We start from the raw sequence: 16,433 nt of genomic DNA, 5'->3' as shown, positions 1-16,433 counted from the left end.
GAAACTGCTTCCTCTTATCTGCTTGATAGTCTTCCTATCGGCTTGCAGTTCGTCATCGACAACGACGATAGATATGTCCGAAATGTCGGGGATGTCAGGCATGACGATGGCCTCGTCATCAGTTACACATCAACACACGAGTGACACAATTACCCGTTTCTCTGTGGATTCACCGCATTATTTACCGAAAGAGTTATCTAACATTACGATTCTGGTTCAAAATAAATGGAATCGGCCCATCGAGAAGTTTGATGTGATGCATGAGAAGCTGATGCACCTGATCGTGGTTAGTAAGGATTTGTCCTACTTCGAACATTTACATCCAACCTACGCGGGCGCTGGGCGATTCGATGTCCAAACGTCATTCCCCGGCGGAGGGTATTATCAGCTTATTGCTGATTTTACGCCGACTGGTTCAGGCGAGACGGTACAGTCCCATTGGGTGACCATTAATGGGAAGGCACCAAAGGCTGTTAAGCTTCAGCCGGACAAAAGCTTAACGAAACAAGTAGGTGACAAGGAAGTCACCTTAGCGTTCGATCATCTCATGGCGGGCATGACGCTGGACATGGTTTTCACGTTTAAGCAGGGTGCAGCGAAAACACCTGTTACGAATTTGCAGCCTTATTTGGGCAGCGCAGGCCATGTTGTCGCGATTAGCGAGGATGGCAAGGAGTACGTCCATGTGCATCCGACTGAGCCTGGGGCAACTTCGGGGCCTACCGCGGCGTTTAAGATTTTATTTCCCAAGAAAGGGATCTATAAAATTTGGGGCCAATTTCAGCAGAACAATGAAGTTTTCATCGTTCCTTATGTGATTGAAGTAAAAATGTAATATAAAAGAAATATAGTAGTCATCTACCATACATGTTAATCGCCTATAATAAAAGACGACCCCCTTTTAAAATATAAACCTTTAGACCCGCAGCCCGTTGCTGTGGGTCTCTTTTTGTTTATTTTTTGTATGATATAATCGGAGTTACTAACGCAGCGCATGAACGGAGAGGCAGGAAGGACATTGACAATGAACAAAATTCTCCTCATCGAGGATAATGAGCAGCTGCAGAAATACATAAGCGAATATGTGAGCGCATACGGATTTGACGTGCAGGTGCTGGACAATTACGATGCTGTGCTGGAGACGATTGAGTTGGCTCAGCCCAGGTTGATTTTGCTCGATATTACCCTACCCAAGTTCGATGGCTTCTACTTCCTGAAGCTGATCCGCAAAAGGTATACGACGCCGATCATCGTCATTTCGGCGCGCAGCGATGAGAGTGAGCAAATACGAGGCATCGAGTCTGGCGCGGACGATTATGTGACGAAGCCGTTTGCAATCGGCGTATTGTTGGCGAAGATAAATGCTGTGCTTAGACGAGCGGAGCAGCGTCCGCAATCGCCAACGAGTAACGAAATCAGCTTAGGGCCGTTGACGCTCTGCAGCGATACGATGAGGGTAAAGGTGGGCAATCAGTCCGCGGAGCTGACCAAAAATGAATTGCGTGTTCTGCGGCTCATTATGCGTAACGCCGGGCAAATTGTAAGCCGCGAGCAGTTGCTGGAGGAGCTGTGGGACGATACGAGCTTTGTGGATGATAATACGCTCACGGTCAATATGACCCGCGTGAAGAAGAAGCTTGCCGAGCTCGGGCTTGAGAACGCGATCCAGACGAAAAGAGGAGTAGGCTATGTCCTTGATGCAGCTTATAGCGCGAACGATTGATTACGAGCGGAAAGCGATCATTTTCTACCTTGTCAACACAGCCGTTCTCATGCTCATTTACAATCTGATGCTGGATTCGGGGATTAGCATTGCCTATCCGCTCTGCGTCAGCATCGCGATTCTCGTTGTTTACCTGGCATTCAAAGCGAATGCCCTTCACAGCTTTCACGCAACGCTTGATACCGCCAAGGTCGGCGCCGATTTCGAATATGAAGCGGAGAGCGGCAAAGAGAAGCGGGTGTTTGATACAATTGTCGACATCCATGCGGCCTATCATGACAAGCTTGCCGTGCTGAACGAGAAGCTGGATGGCCGCAACGCCTTGTTCTCTAGGTTCATACATAATATGAAGTCGTCGCTTGCCGTCATCGAGCTCGCTTGCGCCAAGCAATCACCCGATGTGATAGCGGACATTGCGCTAGAGAACGAGAAGCTGCAAACGAACATGGAGCAGCTATTGAACCTGCTTCGACTCGACGAGTTCTCGAACGATTACGTGCCGGAGCGCGTCGATCTGCTGGAGCTTGTGCAATTCGTCATTAACGATAAGCGGCGCGAATTCATTTATGCAAGTGTATTTCCGAAGCTTACAGGGAGCTCCGCTTATGTGTATACAGATCGCAAGTGGTGCGCATATATGCTGGAGCAGATCATAACGAATGCCATCAAGTATAGCAAGCAGGGAAATAGTATATACTTCGAGATTGAGCCTGATCAAGAGGCAAACCGTACAGCGGCGATTCGAATACGCGATGAAGGCGAGGGGATTGAACCCGATGATTTGCCAAGAGTGTTCGAGCTATTCTTCACCGGGCGCAACGGAAGGAGAAGGCCTAATGCTACGGGAATTGGTCTCGCCATGGTGAAGCATATTGCGCGAAGGCTAGGTCATGAAGTCAGCTTAACGTCGGAAGTCGGCGCAGGCACAACGGTTACCTTTACTTTTCTTACAAAAATGTAAGATTAACGTAAGCCGAATCCATTTCTGTGATTCGGTTTTTTTTCTATGATGGAGCAGAATGGAGGATGTGCACAATGGTAAACGAGATTATCGAGGTTGAACAGTTAACGAAAATATACAGATCATTCAAGGGCGCCAAGGAAGTCAAGGCGCTCGACGGCCTTAGCTTTACTGCGGGGAAAGGCGAGTTTATCGGCGTTATGGGGCCGAGCGGCAGCGGCAAAACAACGCTGCTCAATGTGCTGTCCGGCGTAGACAACGCCACTTCAGGCGAGGTCATCATCGATGGTAAACCGATCGCCAAATTTAAGAAGGACGATCTTGCGCTGTTCCGACGCCGTAAAATTGGCTATATTTTTCAAGACTTTCATCTGTTGGACAGCCTGACGTTGCGGGAAAACATTGCACTGCCGCTCATTCTGGACCGGATGCAGCCGCAAGCCATCAATGCTCGTGTGGACGAGTTGCTTCGCTTCTTCGGCATTGCCGACATTGCGGCGAAATATCCGTACCATGTATCGGGCGGACAGAAGCAGCGCGCTGCGGCGGCGCGAGCGCTCGTTTCCGATCCTGCCGTCTGCTTCGCCGATGAGCCGACCGGCAGTCTGGACTCGAAGTCAGCGGCCAACATTATGGACATGCTGACGCAGATGAATGAGCAACGGGCCGCGACGATTCTGATGGTGACGCATGACGCTTTCGCTGCTTCTTACTGCAAACGAATTATTTTTATCAAGGACGGCCAAATTAGTTTGCAAATTCAACGAGCGGGAGAAGACAGGCAAGGGTTCTTTGGCAAAATATTAGAAATTTTAAGTGTGATGAGAGGCGAAGCAGAGTGACATTCCGGCATATCGTTATCCAGAACTTGCGATACAACTTCAAACGGTTTGTGTCCTATTTGTTCGTCAACAGCTTTGTCGTCGCAGTTCTGTTCATGTACGGCAGTCTACTGCTTAATGATATTTTGGCAAAGGACGATGCGATGCAGATGGTATCACCCTTTATTGAGGTTGCGGCCTTTGCGATTATTTTGTTCAGCATCGTCTTTGTCACCTACACCGGCATCTACTTCGTAACGTCGAGGGGCCGGGAATTCAGCGTCTATTTGACGCTAGGCATGACGACCCGCGATCTATTTCGAATGATTGTGATCGAGAGCCTTGTCATCGTCATAGGGTCCGTTACATGCGGCATCGTTGCCGGCTTGCTGTTTTCGAAGCTGTTCTATTTGATTTTGGGCAAAATACTAGGACTGACTGCAGAGATTTATTTCATCGACTACAAAACCTTTCTGTTCAGCCTTGGCATATTTCTTATCATCTTTCTATGCAATCTGCTCTTTACAGCGTTGTTCGTTCGCAAGCTCTCGATTATTCAAATGTCCAAGGCCAGCCAGACGAAAGGGGTGTCGAAGTCGCGGCCGGTCGTCGGTGGCATTTCGGTCATTGTATTTGCTTTTTCGATGTGGTTTTTTCACGCTGGCCTTACAGGCAATGACTTGCTCAAGGGTCTGCTTGCGAAACATGGCTCACTTACATGGATGATTGCTATACTGACGCTGGGAGTATCGCTCTACGTTACGATTGCTTCTTGCATTGATGTCGTACGAGTGGTGTTTGCGAGGTTCCCGGCGCTGTATAATCGAAACATCCTCATTTTATCGAGTTTGTCGCACCGCTTCTACACTTATAAAGTTTCGATCTATATCGTATCAGTACTAATCGCGCTCGCTATCTTCTTCTCGAGCTTCGGTTTATCGATGTACAGCTTTACGAAGAAGTCGATTGATGAATATATCCCTTACGACTACATGATTGAGACGAGCGGCGACATTAATGCCGTAAGTTCGAATGAGGTCAAAAAGATGGTGGAAACAAGCGGCGGCACGGTCGGTACGTTCAGCTCGCTTGAATTTATTCGCAACGAGGACTATCGGAAATCGTCGAATTGGTTCGTCCACTACGGTATAGATAGTATGATTATTAGCGAAACGAATTTCAACAAGCATATGGGATTGTCGGTGGAGGTAGCACCGGATGAACTGTTGCTCGTCTACAATGATAAAGCGGCGGCCGACAAGGCTATTAATTATGATTCCATTATAACTATGGAGCCATGGCGCGCCGGAGTGAAGCGAGCCGAAGCGTTCCGCAGCGAACCGCCGGTCGATGTCGATTCGTTCATCAAGTCTCTGGGCGATACGTCCCGATTGACATATGAGCAGAGCCGAACGCGCAGCATGTACGCAGCCTTCATGAACTCCTACGGCAACATCGAATTTGATGGCGTGATGGCCAACGTTGTCGACGACACGGTCTATGAAGGATTGCGGAAGGCCGAGCGCAACACCCTCTATTTGTTTAATTTGCAAAGTGGGAACGGACAACAGGTATTTGCGGGCATTCTGGATGCGCTTCGGGCTCATAACCATGCTGACAGCAGCTTGTGGGCAAAAGCGGATTCGCAGGCCGACAGCAAGGACCAGCCCGAACATTTGCGTCCGATCTATAAGGAAGAACGTTACGAGGTGGCGTTCCTAATCGGCGGGTTTATGTTGTTCTCATTTGCGTTTCTAGGTCTGCTGTTTCTGCTGTCGTCGGTTATCGTGCTGTATTACAAAATCGTTACCGGCATCGATGAAGAGAAGGAGAATATCGCACAGCTGCAGAAAATCGGACTGCTGGGCAGCGAATGCAGGTCGTATTTAAGCAAGCATCTGGCGATTTTGTTTTTTGCCCCGCTCGTCATTGGCGGCGTCATAGGGTTGTTCTTCGTATACTTGCCCTTGACGTTCACCGGCTATACCGGTTATCTCATGGGGCAAGTGGGCACTATGTATGGCCTGTTCGTGCTCATCAATATCCTGTTCTACCTGTCGCTGCGAAAGAAGTTTATCCGCGAAGTTGGGTTCCTTCGCATGAAGGGATAGTGATTCCAGAGCGGTCTTTTTGTCCATATATGGTACAATAAGCTGTATAAATAGATTAGGAGTGAGAAGAATGACTGCGCCCATGAATGAACAGGAGCTTTTACAATTTATCATCAACAAGACAAAGGCAGATCCGAAGCAAATTGAGCTCGTTCTGAAGCATGAGAAAGCATATATCGCAAAAGCTGAACAAGGCTCGAAAGGCCCTGTAGATATTGATAGCGATGATCTGATCGATCATATTCTAAGCCGCTCCGATGTGAAGTTGAGTGAGCTTGCGGTGGATACGATCCTGGAAGCTGAGATGGAATATTTAATGAAGAATGGCATGGCCGGCTATATCGACTAAATGTGATTTAGTGGATCCTCACGTAGATAACATCTATGTGGGGTTTTTTTATTTTTTTTGGGAAGTGGTACCGGAGAGGGGAATGGAAGCCCCACCTGCCTGCAACTTGAAATAACTGGAAAATATCCAGTAATATTTTGCGGAATTCTCGGTTTTGAAGAAATAACTGGATTTTATGTAGCTAATTTTACTCTTTTCTTCTGAAGACAGGGAAACAGAGGGAATTAGATGTACTATTTCCAGTTAATCGCATATTTCGATGGGAAAGCGCTGAAATAGATGTACTTTTTCCAGTTATTTCAATCTGTGGTTTCGGAGGTTAGGAAAGGAGTAACTTGTTGGAGGGGGAGGTAGGATGTGTTTTCTTTTGGGGGAAAGTGGTACCGGAGAGGGGAATGGAAGCCCCACCTGCCTGCAACTTGAAATAACTGGAAAATATCCAGTAATATTTTGCGGAATTCTCGGTTTTGAAGAAATAACTGGGTTTTATGTAGCTAATTTTACTCTTTTCTTCTGAAAACAGGGAAACGGAGGGAATTAGATGTACTATTTCCAGCTAATCGCATATTTCGATGGGAAAGCGCTGAAATAGATGTACTTTTTCCAGTTATTTCAATCTGTGGTTTCGAAGTTAGGAAATGAGTAGCTTGTTGGAGGGGGAGGTAGGTGGAGTGTGAAAGAAAGTGATGAATAAGCTTTGGTATTAACTTAAAAGTTAATTGAATAACACGTATTGACTTTATATTCGCGCGATTGCATAATGAAATCAGGAATTATTACGTTATTTAGTTAACTTTTAAATTATCTAATTGGAGGTTTTCCAACACAATGAGCAACCAACCAAGAGCTGAGTATCCTAGACCACAATTTGTACGCGATAGCTGGATCAATTTGAACGGTGAGTGGCAGTTTGATTTCGATGATGCCAATGTAGGAACAAAGCAAAAGTGGCATAAAGGCGATAAGGCATTCTCGCAGACGATTCAAGTGCCCTTTGCTTTTCAAAGTCAATTAAGCGGGATTGGCAGTAATGAGTTCCACGATATCGTCTGGTACCGCCGCGAGCTCGAGATTCCACAAGCGTTTGCGAATAAACGTATTCTTCTTCATTTTGGAGCAGTCGATTACCTAGCATCGGTTTGGGTGAATGGCATCCTGGTAGCAACGCACGAAGGTGGTCATACGCCTTTTCATGCGGACATCACAGATGCGCTTCAGGACGGGACCAATCAGCTCGTTGTAAAGGCCGTAGATTTCAGTAAAGATGTGACGCTGCCACGTGGAAAGCAATATTGGAAAGCGGATTCCGCTAGTATTTTCTATACGAGAACAACGGGGATTTGGCAAACGGTGTGGATGGAGGCTGTATCTGCAAGCGCCTACTTAGAAAAGGTGAAAATGACACCGGACATCGATGCGAAGCAGATTGAAATCAGCTACGAAATCGATGGGATTGACGCACACGCAACGTCTAATTATCAGCTGAAAGTTGACATTTCTTTTAAAGGCGAGCAAGTTTCCGAAGATGTGTATGGTATTCGAAGCGGGACGGGGACACGGAAGATCCGTTTGAATGATTTCAATGATCATGGATTGGGTGGTTGGTGGACGCCTGAGAAGCCGAACTTATACGATGTTACTTTTACCTTGCTGATCGATAATGAGGTTGTGGATGTTGTTGCTAGCTATTTCGGTATGCGCAAAGTTTCCATTGAAGATGGCAAGCTATGCTTGAATAATCGTCCTTATTTTCTGAAAATGGTGCTGGATCAAGGCTATTTCCCTGATGGAAATTTAACGCCTCCGAGTGACGACGCGATTAAACAAGATGTCGAGCTTACCAAAACAATGGGCTTCAATGGGGCTCGTAAGCATCAGAAGCTGGAGGATCCAAGATTCCTGTACTGGTGCGATGTGCTGGGACTCGTCGTATGGAGTGAAGCAGCGAATGCGTATGAGTACTCGGATAAATATGTGGGGCAATTTACCAAAGAATGGATGGCCTCGATGGAGCGGGATTATAATCACCCGTCGATTATTGCTTGGGTACCGATCAATGAAAGCTGGGGCGTGCCGAACATTCAAATCGATAAGCTGCAGCAGCAGCATGCTTTGACAATGTATCATTTGAGCAAATCACTGGATGCGATGCGTCCTGTCATCTCGAATGATGGATGGGAGCTTGTGACAACTGACTTATTCGCGATTCATGATTATGAGTGGCGGGAAGAGGTGCTACGCGAGCGTTACAGCTCCAAGGAAAAGGCTGTACATGCGATGCCAGCGAATCGTCGTCTATTTGTGGAAGGGTACCCTTATCAAGACCAGCCGATCCTTGTCACCGAATTTGGCGGGATTGCGTACAAGAAGAGTGAGTGGGAGGGCTGGGGCTACTCCGGGGCAGACAATGACGAGGATTATGAGCAAAAACTGCGCGCCGTCATTCGTCCACTCCTGAACTCCGGCGTTGTGCAAGGCTATTGTTACACGCAATTGACGGATGTTGAGCAAGAGATCAACGGGTTGCTTACGTATGATCGGAAGCCGAAAATCCCCGTGGAAATCATTAAAGCGATTAATGATCGTAATTAACATACAAGCCGAGGGCTATTGTAGCCTCGGCTTTATTCTCAACTATTCCTCCGAATGATCAATACGAATAATAACCACACACACAAACGCCGTCCCTCCAGTGCGGAGAGGACGGCGTTATGTTATTACCCTTTGACAGCGCCGATCATGACGCCTTTTACGAAATACTTTTGAACGAATGGATAGAGGATCAGAATCGGTACAGAGGCAACCATGATGGTGGCATACTTGATCGATTCCCCGATCTGATGTTGATCGGCGGCATTAGCGCCCGCGGACATCATATCCGTGTTATTCGCGATTAAGATTTCCCGAAGGGTGAGCTGGAGCGGGTACAATTCTCGATCCTTCAGGAAGATCGAAGCCCAGAACCATCCGTTCCATTTCTCGACGGCATAGTACAAGATCATGACCGCGATAACCGGCATGGAAAGCGGGATAATGATTTTAAACAGGATGACAAAATGGTTGGCACCGTCCATTTTGGCTGATTCTTCCAAGCTCTCGGGAACGGCCATAAAGGCTGTACGCATAATAATGAGGTTAAAGGTGTTGACTGCGAAAGGTAAAATCGTTGCCCATAAGGAGTCGATTAACCCGACGCCCTTCACGACGAGATACATAGGGACAAGTCCACCGCTGAAAAACATAGTGAGAATCACGATGAAAATAAACACTTTGTTCCACATGACATTTTTACGTGAAAGCACATAAGCGCCTAATGCCGTGACAATGAGGTTGGTCGTAACGCCGAAGACGAGGATAAATAGGGTGTTGCGGTAGCCTTTTAATATCGAAGGGTTTTTAAATACATTGTTGTAAGCTTCCAGACTGAAGCCCAGAGGGCGATAAAGAAAGCCTTTATGTGTAATTAGCTGAGCCCCGTCACTGATGGAAGCGAAAGTGACGTAGATGAGCGGATAGAGTGTAACGATGACTAATAAAATCAAAAGGACATGGTTCACTGCGTAAAATACGCGATCTGAATAGCTGGTTTTCATCTAAGCGCCTCCTTCACTACCATAAGCTATTTTCACTAATTCGTTTACTTATTTTGTTGGCAGTAATGAGCAAAGCTAAATTAATCACGGAATTGAATAAGCCAACCGCCGCACTATAGCTCCAACCAAATTCGAGCAAACCTTTACGGTAAACGAAGGAAGAGATAACATCCGCAGTATCGTAGGTGCTCGGGTTATAGAGTAGAATAATCTTCTCGAAGCCAACGTTGAGCAAATTCCCCATCCGAAGAATGAACATAATCGAAATGGTAGGTAGAATACCAGGCAAGGTGATGTGCCAAATGGATTTGAGTCGTGTGGCTCCGTCCATTTTCGCAGCTTCATATTGCTCTTGATCAATGCTCATAAGTGCAGCTAGATAAATGATCGATTCCCAACCAATTTTTTGCCAAATCTCGGATAACACATATATGGTTCGAAACAGCTCTGGCTTCTGGAGCATTGCTGTATCATTCGCGCCAAAATAGGTCAGTAGCGTATTCACTAAGCCGCCGTTATTCGTAAAATCTTTGATCATACCAGCGATAACGACAAGTGAGATAAAGTAAGGCATGTAAGTAACCGTTTGCACAAAACGTTGAAACTTCTTATTCGCCAGCTCATTAATGAGAATGGCCAAAATGATCGGGGCAGGAAATTCAAAGCATAATGTATAGAGTGAAATGAGAACCGTATTTTTGAGGATGCGCCAGAAATAATAGCTAGTGAAGAAATCATGAAAGTTTTGGAATCCGATCCATGGACTACCGAGTATCCCTTTAATAGGCGTATACTCTTTGAACGCAATGATGGCTCCATACATCGGCGCATAGTGGAAGATAAAGTAGTAAGCCAGAACGGGAACCATCATCAGGTATAAGTATTTATTTAATAGAAAATCGCGTTTGAAGCGTACAGGAAAGCTAGCCTCCGCTGTTTTACGCATATTATCTCTCCTTTCGCCGAGGAAATTGAATCCATGGGGGGAGGAGCATATGCTCCTCCCTCATGTTAGATTTTAACGTTTGTTATAACGATCTAAGGATGCTTTTTTGATTTCGATTGCACGACTTAACTTAACGGAATTGAATTTCTCCATGTATTTGTCGAAGCTGTCTACTGGCTCAGTTCCTAAGATAATTTTGAGCGTCATTTCATCAACGAGCGTGTTCAGATCTGTCATAATCTTAGCAAGTTCTGTGCTTTCTTCTGGTGTTGCAGTTACAGGTGGAATTTTGTGTTTGTCTACGTCAGTTTTCGTCCAAGTGGATACCGCATCACGTTGTGATTGCATAGCTAAGTATTGCTCAACATAACGTTTGTCTTGAACGAAAGGACCATTGTAGTTACCGCGGATATACAAGGACATGGATTGAGCTGGTGCTAATTTATCTGGATTTTTCATGAGCAAATCCGTATATTTCGGGTAACCGGAGCTATCTAGGTTATAAGAAACGCCTGGTGTTCCGAAGTTGAAGAACATGCGCCCCTCATCAGAGTAACCATAGTCAAGAAGCTTGGCAGCTGTTTCGATATTTTTGGAAGAAGCCGTAATCGCAACGGATCCCCCTGGTGCATTCGCAGGGTCTTTTTGACCGTACATCGCAATGTCGCCTTTTTTGAGAACTGGATAAGGAGCTCCGATCAGAACACCTTTTGGATCTTTCGCTGTAATGAGCGGCTGGAATTTACCGATACCGCCACCTGCGTTACCGACTGTTACGCCAGTTGCGCCGGACGCCATATTCGCATCCATTGCTTTGCTGTCTGCAGTTGCAAAGTTTTTATCGATCAAGCCTTCTGCATACCATTTGTGGAATGTAGCCAGATAGTCTTTGTAGCCTTTCTCTGCCGGACCAAACTTAATGGCGCCTTTATCATCAATAAAGAAGTCACGCGTTACACCGAAAGCACTGAGGAAAGCGCCATTACCGGATTCGTTGAATGGTCTAGGAACAGATACAACCGAGAAGGGGGCTGTTGCACCTTTTTTCTCTTTGAAGGCCTTCAGTGTTGTATACCAATCATCGATGGTTTCAGGAACAGGAAGTCCAAGCTCATCTAACCAGTCTTTGCGTACGATTGGACCTTGGAAAACACGCAGATAATCATCGCCACGGATGAAAGGGAATACATAGTAGCTGCCGTTATCCGTTTTCACTTGCTTATCTACATCGGGATGTTCTTTGAGATATTTCTTCAAGTTAGGTGCGAATTTATCAATGGTATCATTCAATTTGAGAATGTATCCGTCTTTGATTGCTTTCTCTGGTCCGCCCGGGAACTCACCTTGCCAGTTGTATTCGATCATGTCTGGCAGATCGCCAGTTGCTAGCAAGACGTTAAGTGCTTGCGTCGTTTGGTTAGTTGGTGGTGCTGTAAATTTCAGAGGAACACCAGCGACTTTCTGCCAGTTTTGGAAGAATGGCGTGTCAGCATGTGTAGCTTTTACCCCAGTCAAGTTACCAGGAAGCTCTCCCCAATAGGTTAAGGTTTTGTCCGTTTTGAGCGGATAAGTAACGGCTGCACCAGCTGGCGCTGTTGAAGCCTTAGGTGTTGTACCTGATGATGCTGCTGGACTAGGCGTAGTTGTCGTTGAAGAGTTGGAGGAACAGGCAACAACTAAGCTTCCCATTAAAGATGTGGTAACCAACATGGTGAACATTTTTTTACTGTTTCTTTTCATGTGTTGACCTCCTCAAAGTTTTTCGCCAAACAAGCTGGCAAGAGAGCTGTGTAATGAGAAATGGATCAGAGAAACAGGCTTCGGAAGTCTTCGTATGTTGTTGCCTGTGCTATGCCTTAACTATATGGTAACGCTTACATTATTGGTATCTTGAAATTCTCCAATTTCATCTCGATAATTAGCGATAGACTCTTCAAAATATCCAATTCCTTCATCAAAAAAGCCAATTTCGGTGGAAATGCTCTTAAATTTAAGTGAAAATGTTACATAAGAAGCAAAAAAGGCAGCTATTAGCCGCCCCTCCAAACCTTATTTCTCCAGCATTTCTTTATATTTACCTGGCGTAATCCCTTCCACCTTTTTGAATACGCGAATAAAAGCGTTAATATCATTGAAGCCAACACCGTAAGCAGCATCTCCGACGGATTGTTCTTTCCCTTTGAGCAGCTGTTTGGACTTCTCAACCCGAACTTTGTTGATCCGATCCAGCAATCCTTCACCGACGTAATCCTTGAACAGCTTGGATAAATAGGTTGCTTTACGGTCAAAATGACTGCCGATCATCGTTACATTCAAATTCACATCCGTATAATTATGCTCAATATAGCTGTTCACTTGGTCTACGAGCTGTTGCAGCGCCTTCTGCTTCGTTAATGAGTTGGCATGCTGTCGTTTGGCAGCTGTATACGTACAGACCTGTGTAATCATATCACCGAGTTGAAGCTCCATGTCTTGGATGGTTTTACTGTTTAACAGGCGATCCAGTAACTTAGGATTTCGGATGAAGAAGCTTTCTTGAATACCGCCTGTATCATTCATACTCTTCATAATGGTGGTTACTAAGCCAAGCATGAGACATTTCGTTAAAGAAACGGAAATGCCAGAGCCTTCGAAGTTTTTTTGGATAATGTCACGAAGAATATCGCGAGCTTCCGTCAGTTCTCCGAATTTCAAAGCATTCAGAAACTGTTGTTCCACGCCCATTGGATAATAGTAACCGGAAGGATTATCACAGTGACTATGGGGAGTGAGATCATTGTAAGCTAGAATTTCATGCCCGCCCATAACGAGCTTATAGGTCATAGCATCTAAAGCCTCCAAAAAAGCTTGCGGAACACACGAAATATGTTCGTAAACAGCACTAATTGCGATAGTCAAGTGAATATCATAGGTGGAGGCAAGGAAGGTTTGTGCCTCATCCGCAATGCGAACTAATTCGTCTTTGGAGCTGCGACCTTCTTCCATTGTCAGATTGACTAAACAGCCAAGTGTATCATCAATTTCGGCCACATAGCCGCGGTGCTGCTGAGAGACTAATTCTTCTACCACATTACTGACAATAAATTGGAGCAGCTTCCATTTCTCCTCATCGGATGTATGGGTAATTCGTTCGAAGAAGGACTCACTCTTATCAATAACAAAGAGCATAACGGCAAACTCTTTCCGATCCAGCTTCATGTCAAAGGTGGTTAGGGCCTCTGCGATCGGGATTTTACCATCTAGCTTTCCTTTTAGCAGCTTTTCTACAAAATGAGACCTTACAATATGCCGATGCTGCTCGACTTTGCTTTTGAAATCAGCCATCTCGATTAACGTACTGTCCACGGCTTGCTGTAAGAAATGAAATTCATTGTAGGTTCTACCGGATTCTAGGGTTTGTTTCTTGGAAAAGGCGTGAACTAATCGGCGCACGGGGTTGTAATTTCTTCTTAGGAAGACAAACGTCAATAAACCCCCGCCTAAAAGACTGATGATCAAACTTAGGTAAGTCAGGTTGCGTATATGTGAGGCCTTCTGCCAATAAGTCGTGCTAGGCATGATCGAGACGTACTTGAGCTTCGAACGTGGAGATTGAATATTAAACACTTCATATTTCTCGCCATCGTTACTATTGAAATAGAAATTGGTTGCAAGATCCAGGTTCGCATAAGGGAAATCCACGGGCATTGTGCCCTCCGAACTGGACGCTAGAACTTGATTCTGTTCATTCAGAATGAGGACATGGCCTTTATTGAAGATTTCCATATTCTGAATGGCACCTAGAATGCGTGACTGATCGATCATAATCACATTCGTGGCTAGTGGTTGTCCGTGTTCAACTGGATACGTACTAACATAGGCAACAGTCTTGCGAAGACTATTATCGTCGCCAATGCGATACATCGGGATAAATCCTTTAAAATTACTGTGTGTCATGATGGATTGCCAGGAATCGAAAGAGAAATCATCACTTTTATGTAAAGTCTCGTAGGCAAAATCTTTCGAACGAACGGTTGTTGGGAGAATGACGGACTGATTTTTGTTCAAATACACATAAAACGAGTCGATCAAAGGGTAGGAGGTTTTGTACAGGGATAAGCTTTTTGCGATCTGATACATATCATAAGGAAAATCTTTGGGATACGTTTCATACTTGTTGGAATACAGCAACTCTTGAATGCTCACATTCCATGTGATCTCGAAATTGAGCTGTTCCATGGCTTTGAACTGGTTGTCCATTACTTCTCGTACTTGCTTTAGCAAGGAATCATTTGCTTGTTGAATTTCTTCTTTCAGGGTTCGGTTGGACTCAATATATAATAATAGGCCAATAACTACTGGTAACAAGAGGATTACAATATATGAAATTAACCATGTTAATACAATACTTTGCCCATTAAAGATGATTTTATTTCGCATAGATAGCGACCCCCCTCGTATTCGAAGTTTCTTCTTTGAGCACCGAGAAGTAAGCATGAATGCGCTCTCATTCTATTGTATTTCCTTTCCTTCGTCTACGTCAACGATGGAAAAGAGGTAATTCATGTTTAATTATTCAAGGGTTTTAAATCGTTGTTTCCCAAAGAAGAAATAAAATAAAAAGGAAATGACGGAATATACGACTGCCGTAATGCAAAAGGCGTACGCATAACCGAAGTAACTGCCATATCGGAAGACGAGGCCTGTACTAATGGGAGAAGCAATAAACCAACCGAGGTTAAAAACAGCTTCACCTGAGCTCGATGCAAGCCCGCGAAGCGAGCGATGTACATAACTCATTTTGATTGAATTATAGAAAGGATTTGCCGCGTTCATGAGTGCTTGACGGAATAAATACCCGCCAGAAGATAAGTAGAAGTTAGCTGAGAAGGCCGTTATGAGCAGAAAAGGAATGGAGCTAAGCTGCAAATATACAACCGACTTGACCTCACCATATCGCTTAGCGATCATAGGTCCGATTAGGAAGGCTACGCCTGTAGCCGCTTGTCCCAAGGCAACGACAATCCCAATGGCGGATTTGGAAGCTTCAAAACGATCCTCAAAATAAACGTTAAGATACGGAACGATCATCCCGCCGCCGAGTGAAGAGAGCAAGCCAAGTAAACAGAAAATACCTATGACTTGGATAGACGTTTTGTGTTCACGCCAAGTATGTTTCCAGTTTAACGATTCGCTATGTGGTGCTGCTACAGCTTCTTCCTGTTCACTCTTTTTGAATAGAGACATAGGGAGGACGCCAAGCGCTGCAATCGCCACACCAATTAATAGGGTATACCGAAGGCTATGTATCTCGTCTACACCGATTAAGAACTGAAAGAAATCACACAGCACGCCACCGAGGGAAATCCCAATGACATTGGCAAGCATAACCAGCGCCATATTGAGGCTGAATAAATGCACCCTTTGCTGGGGGGAAGAGTTGTTCGCCATAAATGGTAGAATCGTAGCTGAAACAACAGCTAGTGCCATACCGCCTAAGAAGGCTGAAATCATCATCCCTTCTTTCAATTCAATAAGGGAACGTGCGGTGAGTGCGGCAATTGTAAAAATAAGTCCGAAAGAGATGACGCGCTTCGGTCCGAAGCGATCGTTCATAATACCCGCTGGAATCAGAATGATGGCCGCGGCGAGAGAGGTCATGCCGACTAAGCTGCCGACCATGGTTTGCTCGTAGCCTAGACTGCGTACATATAGGTTGTACACGAGGCCAAACATGCTGATGCCTAAGTTCCAAACAAAATTAAACCAGAAAAACAGCTTGATATTTCGGCTGTAGCCTTGCAGTTGCTGCTTCCATTCATGGAGTAAACTAGTCATGCGATAATCCTGCCTTTGTATTTTGTGTCTAAATTGCAATCGCTTTGTCTATTCTACCACTGGTAAATACTTTTGAACACGGGAAAGACTTGATATTCGATCCAATCTGTAT

The 16,433-nt window shown here is 45.2% G+C and carries 13 protein-coding genes; 7 read left to right on the top strand and 6 right to left on the bottom strand.

All coding sequences use genetic code 11. The features are described 5' to 3' along the window. Positions 1-22 precede the first annotated feature (22 nt). The 7 genes from AC58QG_RS13525 to AC58QG_RS13495 all read left to right on the top strand — a co-directional run bounded on the left by AC58QG_RS13525 (position 23) and on the right by AC58QG_RS13495 (position 8,557). Positions 23-835: a DUF8832 domain-containing protein gene (locus AC58QG_RS13525; protein WP_497362537.1), complete on the top strand. Its 813-nt coding sequence runs from the start codon at positions 23-25 to the stop codon at positions 833-835. A gap of 189 nt (positions 836-1,024) precedes the next feature. Beyond that, a complete protein-coding gene (locus AC58QG_RS13520) occupies positions 1,025-1,723 on the top strand; it encodes a response regulator transcription factor (protein WP_497362536.1) in 699 nt (232 codons plus the stop codon). Then, entirely contained in the window at positions 1,689-2,684 is a 996-nt protein-coding gene (locus tag AC58QG_RS13515) for a sensor histidine kinase (RefSeq protein ID WP_497362535.1), read from the top strand. The genes AC58QG_RS13520 and AC58QG_RS13515 overlap by 35 nt, the downstream gene beginning before the upstream one ends. Positions 2,685-2,758: 74 nt before the next feature. Further along, complete coding sequence (locus tag AC58QG_RS13510; protein WP_497362534.1) at positions 2,759-3,526, top strand: ABC transporter ATP-binding protein; 768 nt, start codon at positions 2,759-2,761, stop codon at positions 3,524-3,526. Further along, positions 3,523-5,616: an FtsX-like permease family protein gene (locus AC58QG_RS13505; protein ID WP_497362533.1), complete on the top strand. Its 2,094-nt coding sequence runs from the start codon at positions 3,523-3,525 to the stop codon at positions 5,614-5,616. Before AC58QG_RS13510 ends, AC58QG_RS13505 begins: the two co-directional genes overlap by 4 nt. A 70-nt stretch (positions 5,617-5,686) precedes the next feature. Next, entirely contained in the window at positions 5,687-5,965 is a 279-nt protein-coding gene (locus tag AC58QG_RS13500) for a hypothetical protein (RefSeq protein WP_497362532.1), read from the top strand. A gap of 828 nt (positions 5,966-6,793) precedes the next feature. Beyond that, positions 6,794-8,557 (top strand): glycoside hydrolase family 2 protein, encoded by a 1,764-nt coding sequence (locus AC58QG_RS13495; protein ID WP_497362531.1) that lies wholly within the window; start codon positions 6,794-6,796, stop codon positions 8,555-8,557. A 125-nt stretch (positions 8,558-8,682) separates the two neighbouring features. On the opposite strand, the gene AC58QG_RS13490 is transcribed toward AC58QG_RS13495, so the two are convergent. The 6 genes from AC58QG_RS13490 to AC58QG_RS13465 all read right to left on the bottom strand — a co-directional run bounded on the left by AC58QG_RS13490 (position 8,683) and on the right by AC58QG_RS13465 (position 16,321). Further along, positions 8,683-9,558, bottom strand: coding sequence for a carbohydrate ABC transporter permease (locus tag AC58QG_RS13490; protein ID WP_497362530.1), 876 nt, complete (start codon positions 9,556-9,558; stop codon positions 8,683-8,685). A 16-nt stretch (positions 9,559-9,574) separates the two neighbouring features. Then, entirely contained in the window at positions 9,575-10,504 is a 930-nt protein-coding gene (locus AC58QG_RS13485; RefSeq protein WP_497362529.1) for an ABC transporter permease, read from the bottom strand. Between the two features lie 72 nt (positions 10,505-10,576). Next, entirely contained in the window at positions 10,577-12,244 is a 1,668-nt protein-coding gene (locus AC58QG_RS13480) for a type 2 periplasmic-binding domain-containing protein (RefSeq protein ID WP_497362528.1), read from the bottom strand. Positions 12,245-12,364: 120 nt separating this feature from the next. Beyond that, a complete protein-coding gene (locus AC58QG_RS13475) occupies positions 12,365-12,550 on the bottom strand; it encodes a hypothetical protein (protein WP_497362527.1) in 186 nt (61 codons plus the stop codon). 3 nt (positions 12,551-12,553) lie between these two features. Next, positions 12,554-14,923 (bottom strand): helix-turn-helix domain-containing protein, encoded by a 2,370-nt coding sequence (locus AC58QG_RS13470; protein ID WP_497362526.1) that lies wholly within the window; start codon positions 14,921-14,923, stop codon positions 12,554-12,556. A gap of 132 nt (positions 14,924-15,055) precedes the next feature. Further along, complete coding sequence (locus tag AC58QG_RS13465; protein ID WP_497362525.1) at positions 15,056-16,321, bottom strand: MFS transporter; 1,266 nt, start codon at positions 16,319-16,321, stop codon at positions 15,056-15,058. Between the last annotated feature and the right edge of the window lie 112 nt (positions 16,322-16,433).

It is taken from the genome of Paenibacillus sp. J22P169, assembly GCF_059691995.1.
This window is presented reverse-complemented; position numbering and strand designations above follow the sequence as displayed.

What these genes read in the sequence shown, in the direction of transcription:
- AC58QG_RS13485 (WP_497362529.1), bottom strand. Translation starts at nt 10,504, where the DNA reads ATGCGTAAAACAGCGGAGGCTAGCTTTCCTGTACGCTTCAAACGCGAT.
- AC58QG_RS13495 (WP_497362531.1), top strand. Translation starts at nt 6,794, where the DNA reads ATGAGCAACCAACCAAGAGCTGAGTATCCTAGACCACAATTTGTACGC.
- AC58QG_RS13510 (WP_497362534.1), top strand. Translation starts at nt 2,759, where the DNA reads ATGGTAAACGAGATTATCGAGGTTGAACAGTTAACGAAAATATACAGA.
- AC58QG_RS13490 (WP_497362530.1), bottom strand. Translation starts at nt 9,558, where the DNA reads ATGAAAACCAGCTATTCAGATCGCGTATTTTACGCAGTGAACCATGTC.
- AC58QG_RS13470 (WP_497362526.1), bottom strand. Translation starts at nt 14,923, where the DNA reads ATGCGAAATAAAATCATCTTTAATGGGCAAAGTATTGTATTAACATGG.
- AC58QG_RS13480 (WP_497362528.1), bottom strand. Translation starts at nt 12,244, where the DNA reads ATGAAAAGAAACAGTAAAAAAATGTTCACCATGTTGGTTACCACATCT.
- AC58QG_RS13500 (WP_497362532.1), top strand. Translation starts at nt 5,687, where the DNA reads ATGACTGCGCCCATGAATGAACAGGAGCTTTTACAATTTATCATCAAC.
- AC58QG_RS13520 (WP_497362536.1), top strand. Translation starts at nt 1,025, where the DNA reads ATGAACAAAATTCTCCTCATCGAGGATAATGAGCAGCTGCAGAAATAC.
- AC58QG_RS13515 (WP_497362535.1), top strand. Translation starts at nt 1,689, where the DNA reads ATGTCCTTGATGCAGCTTATAGCGCGAACGATTGATTACGAGCGGAAA.
- AC58QG_RS13465 (WP_497362525.1), bottom strand. Translation starts at nt 16,321, where the DNA reads ATGACTAGTTTACTCCATGAATGGAAGCAGCAACTGCAAGGCTACAGC.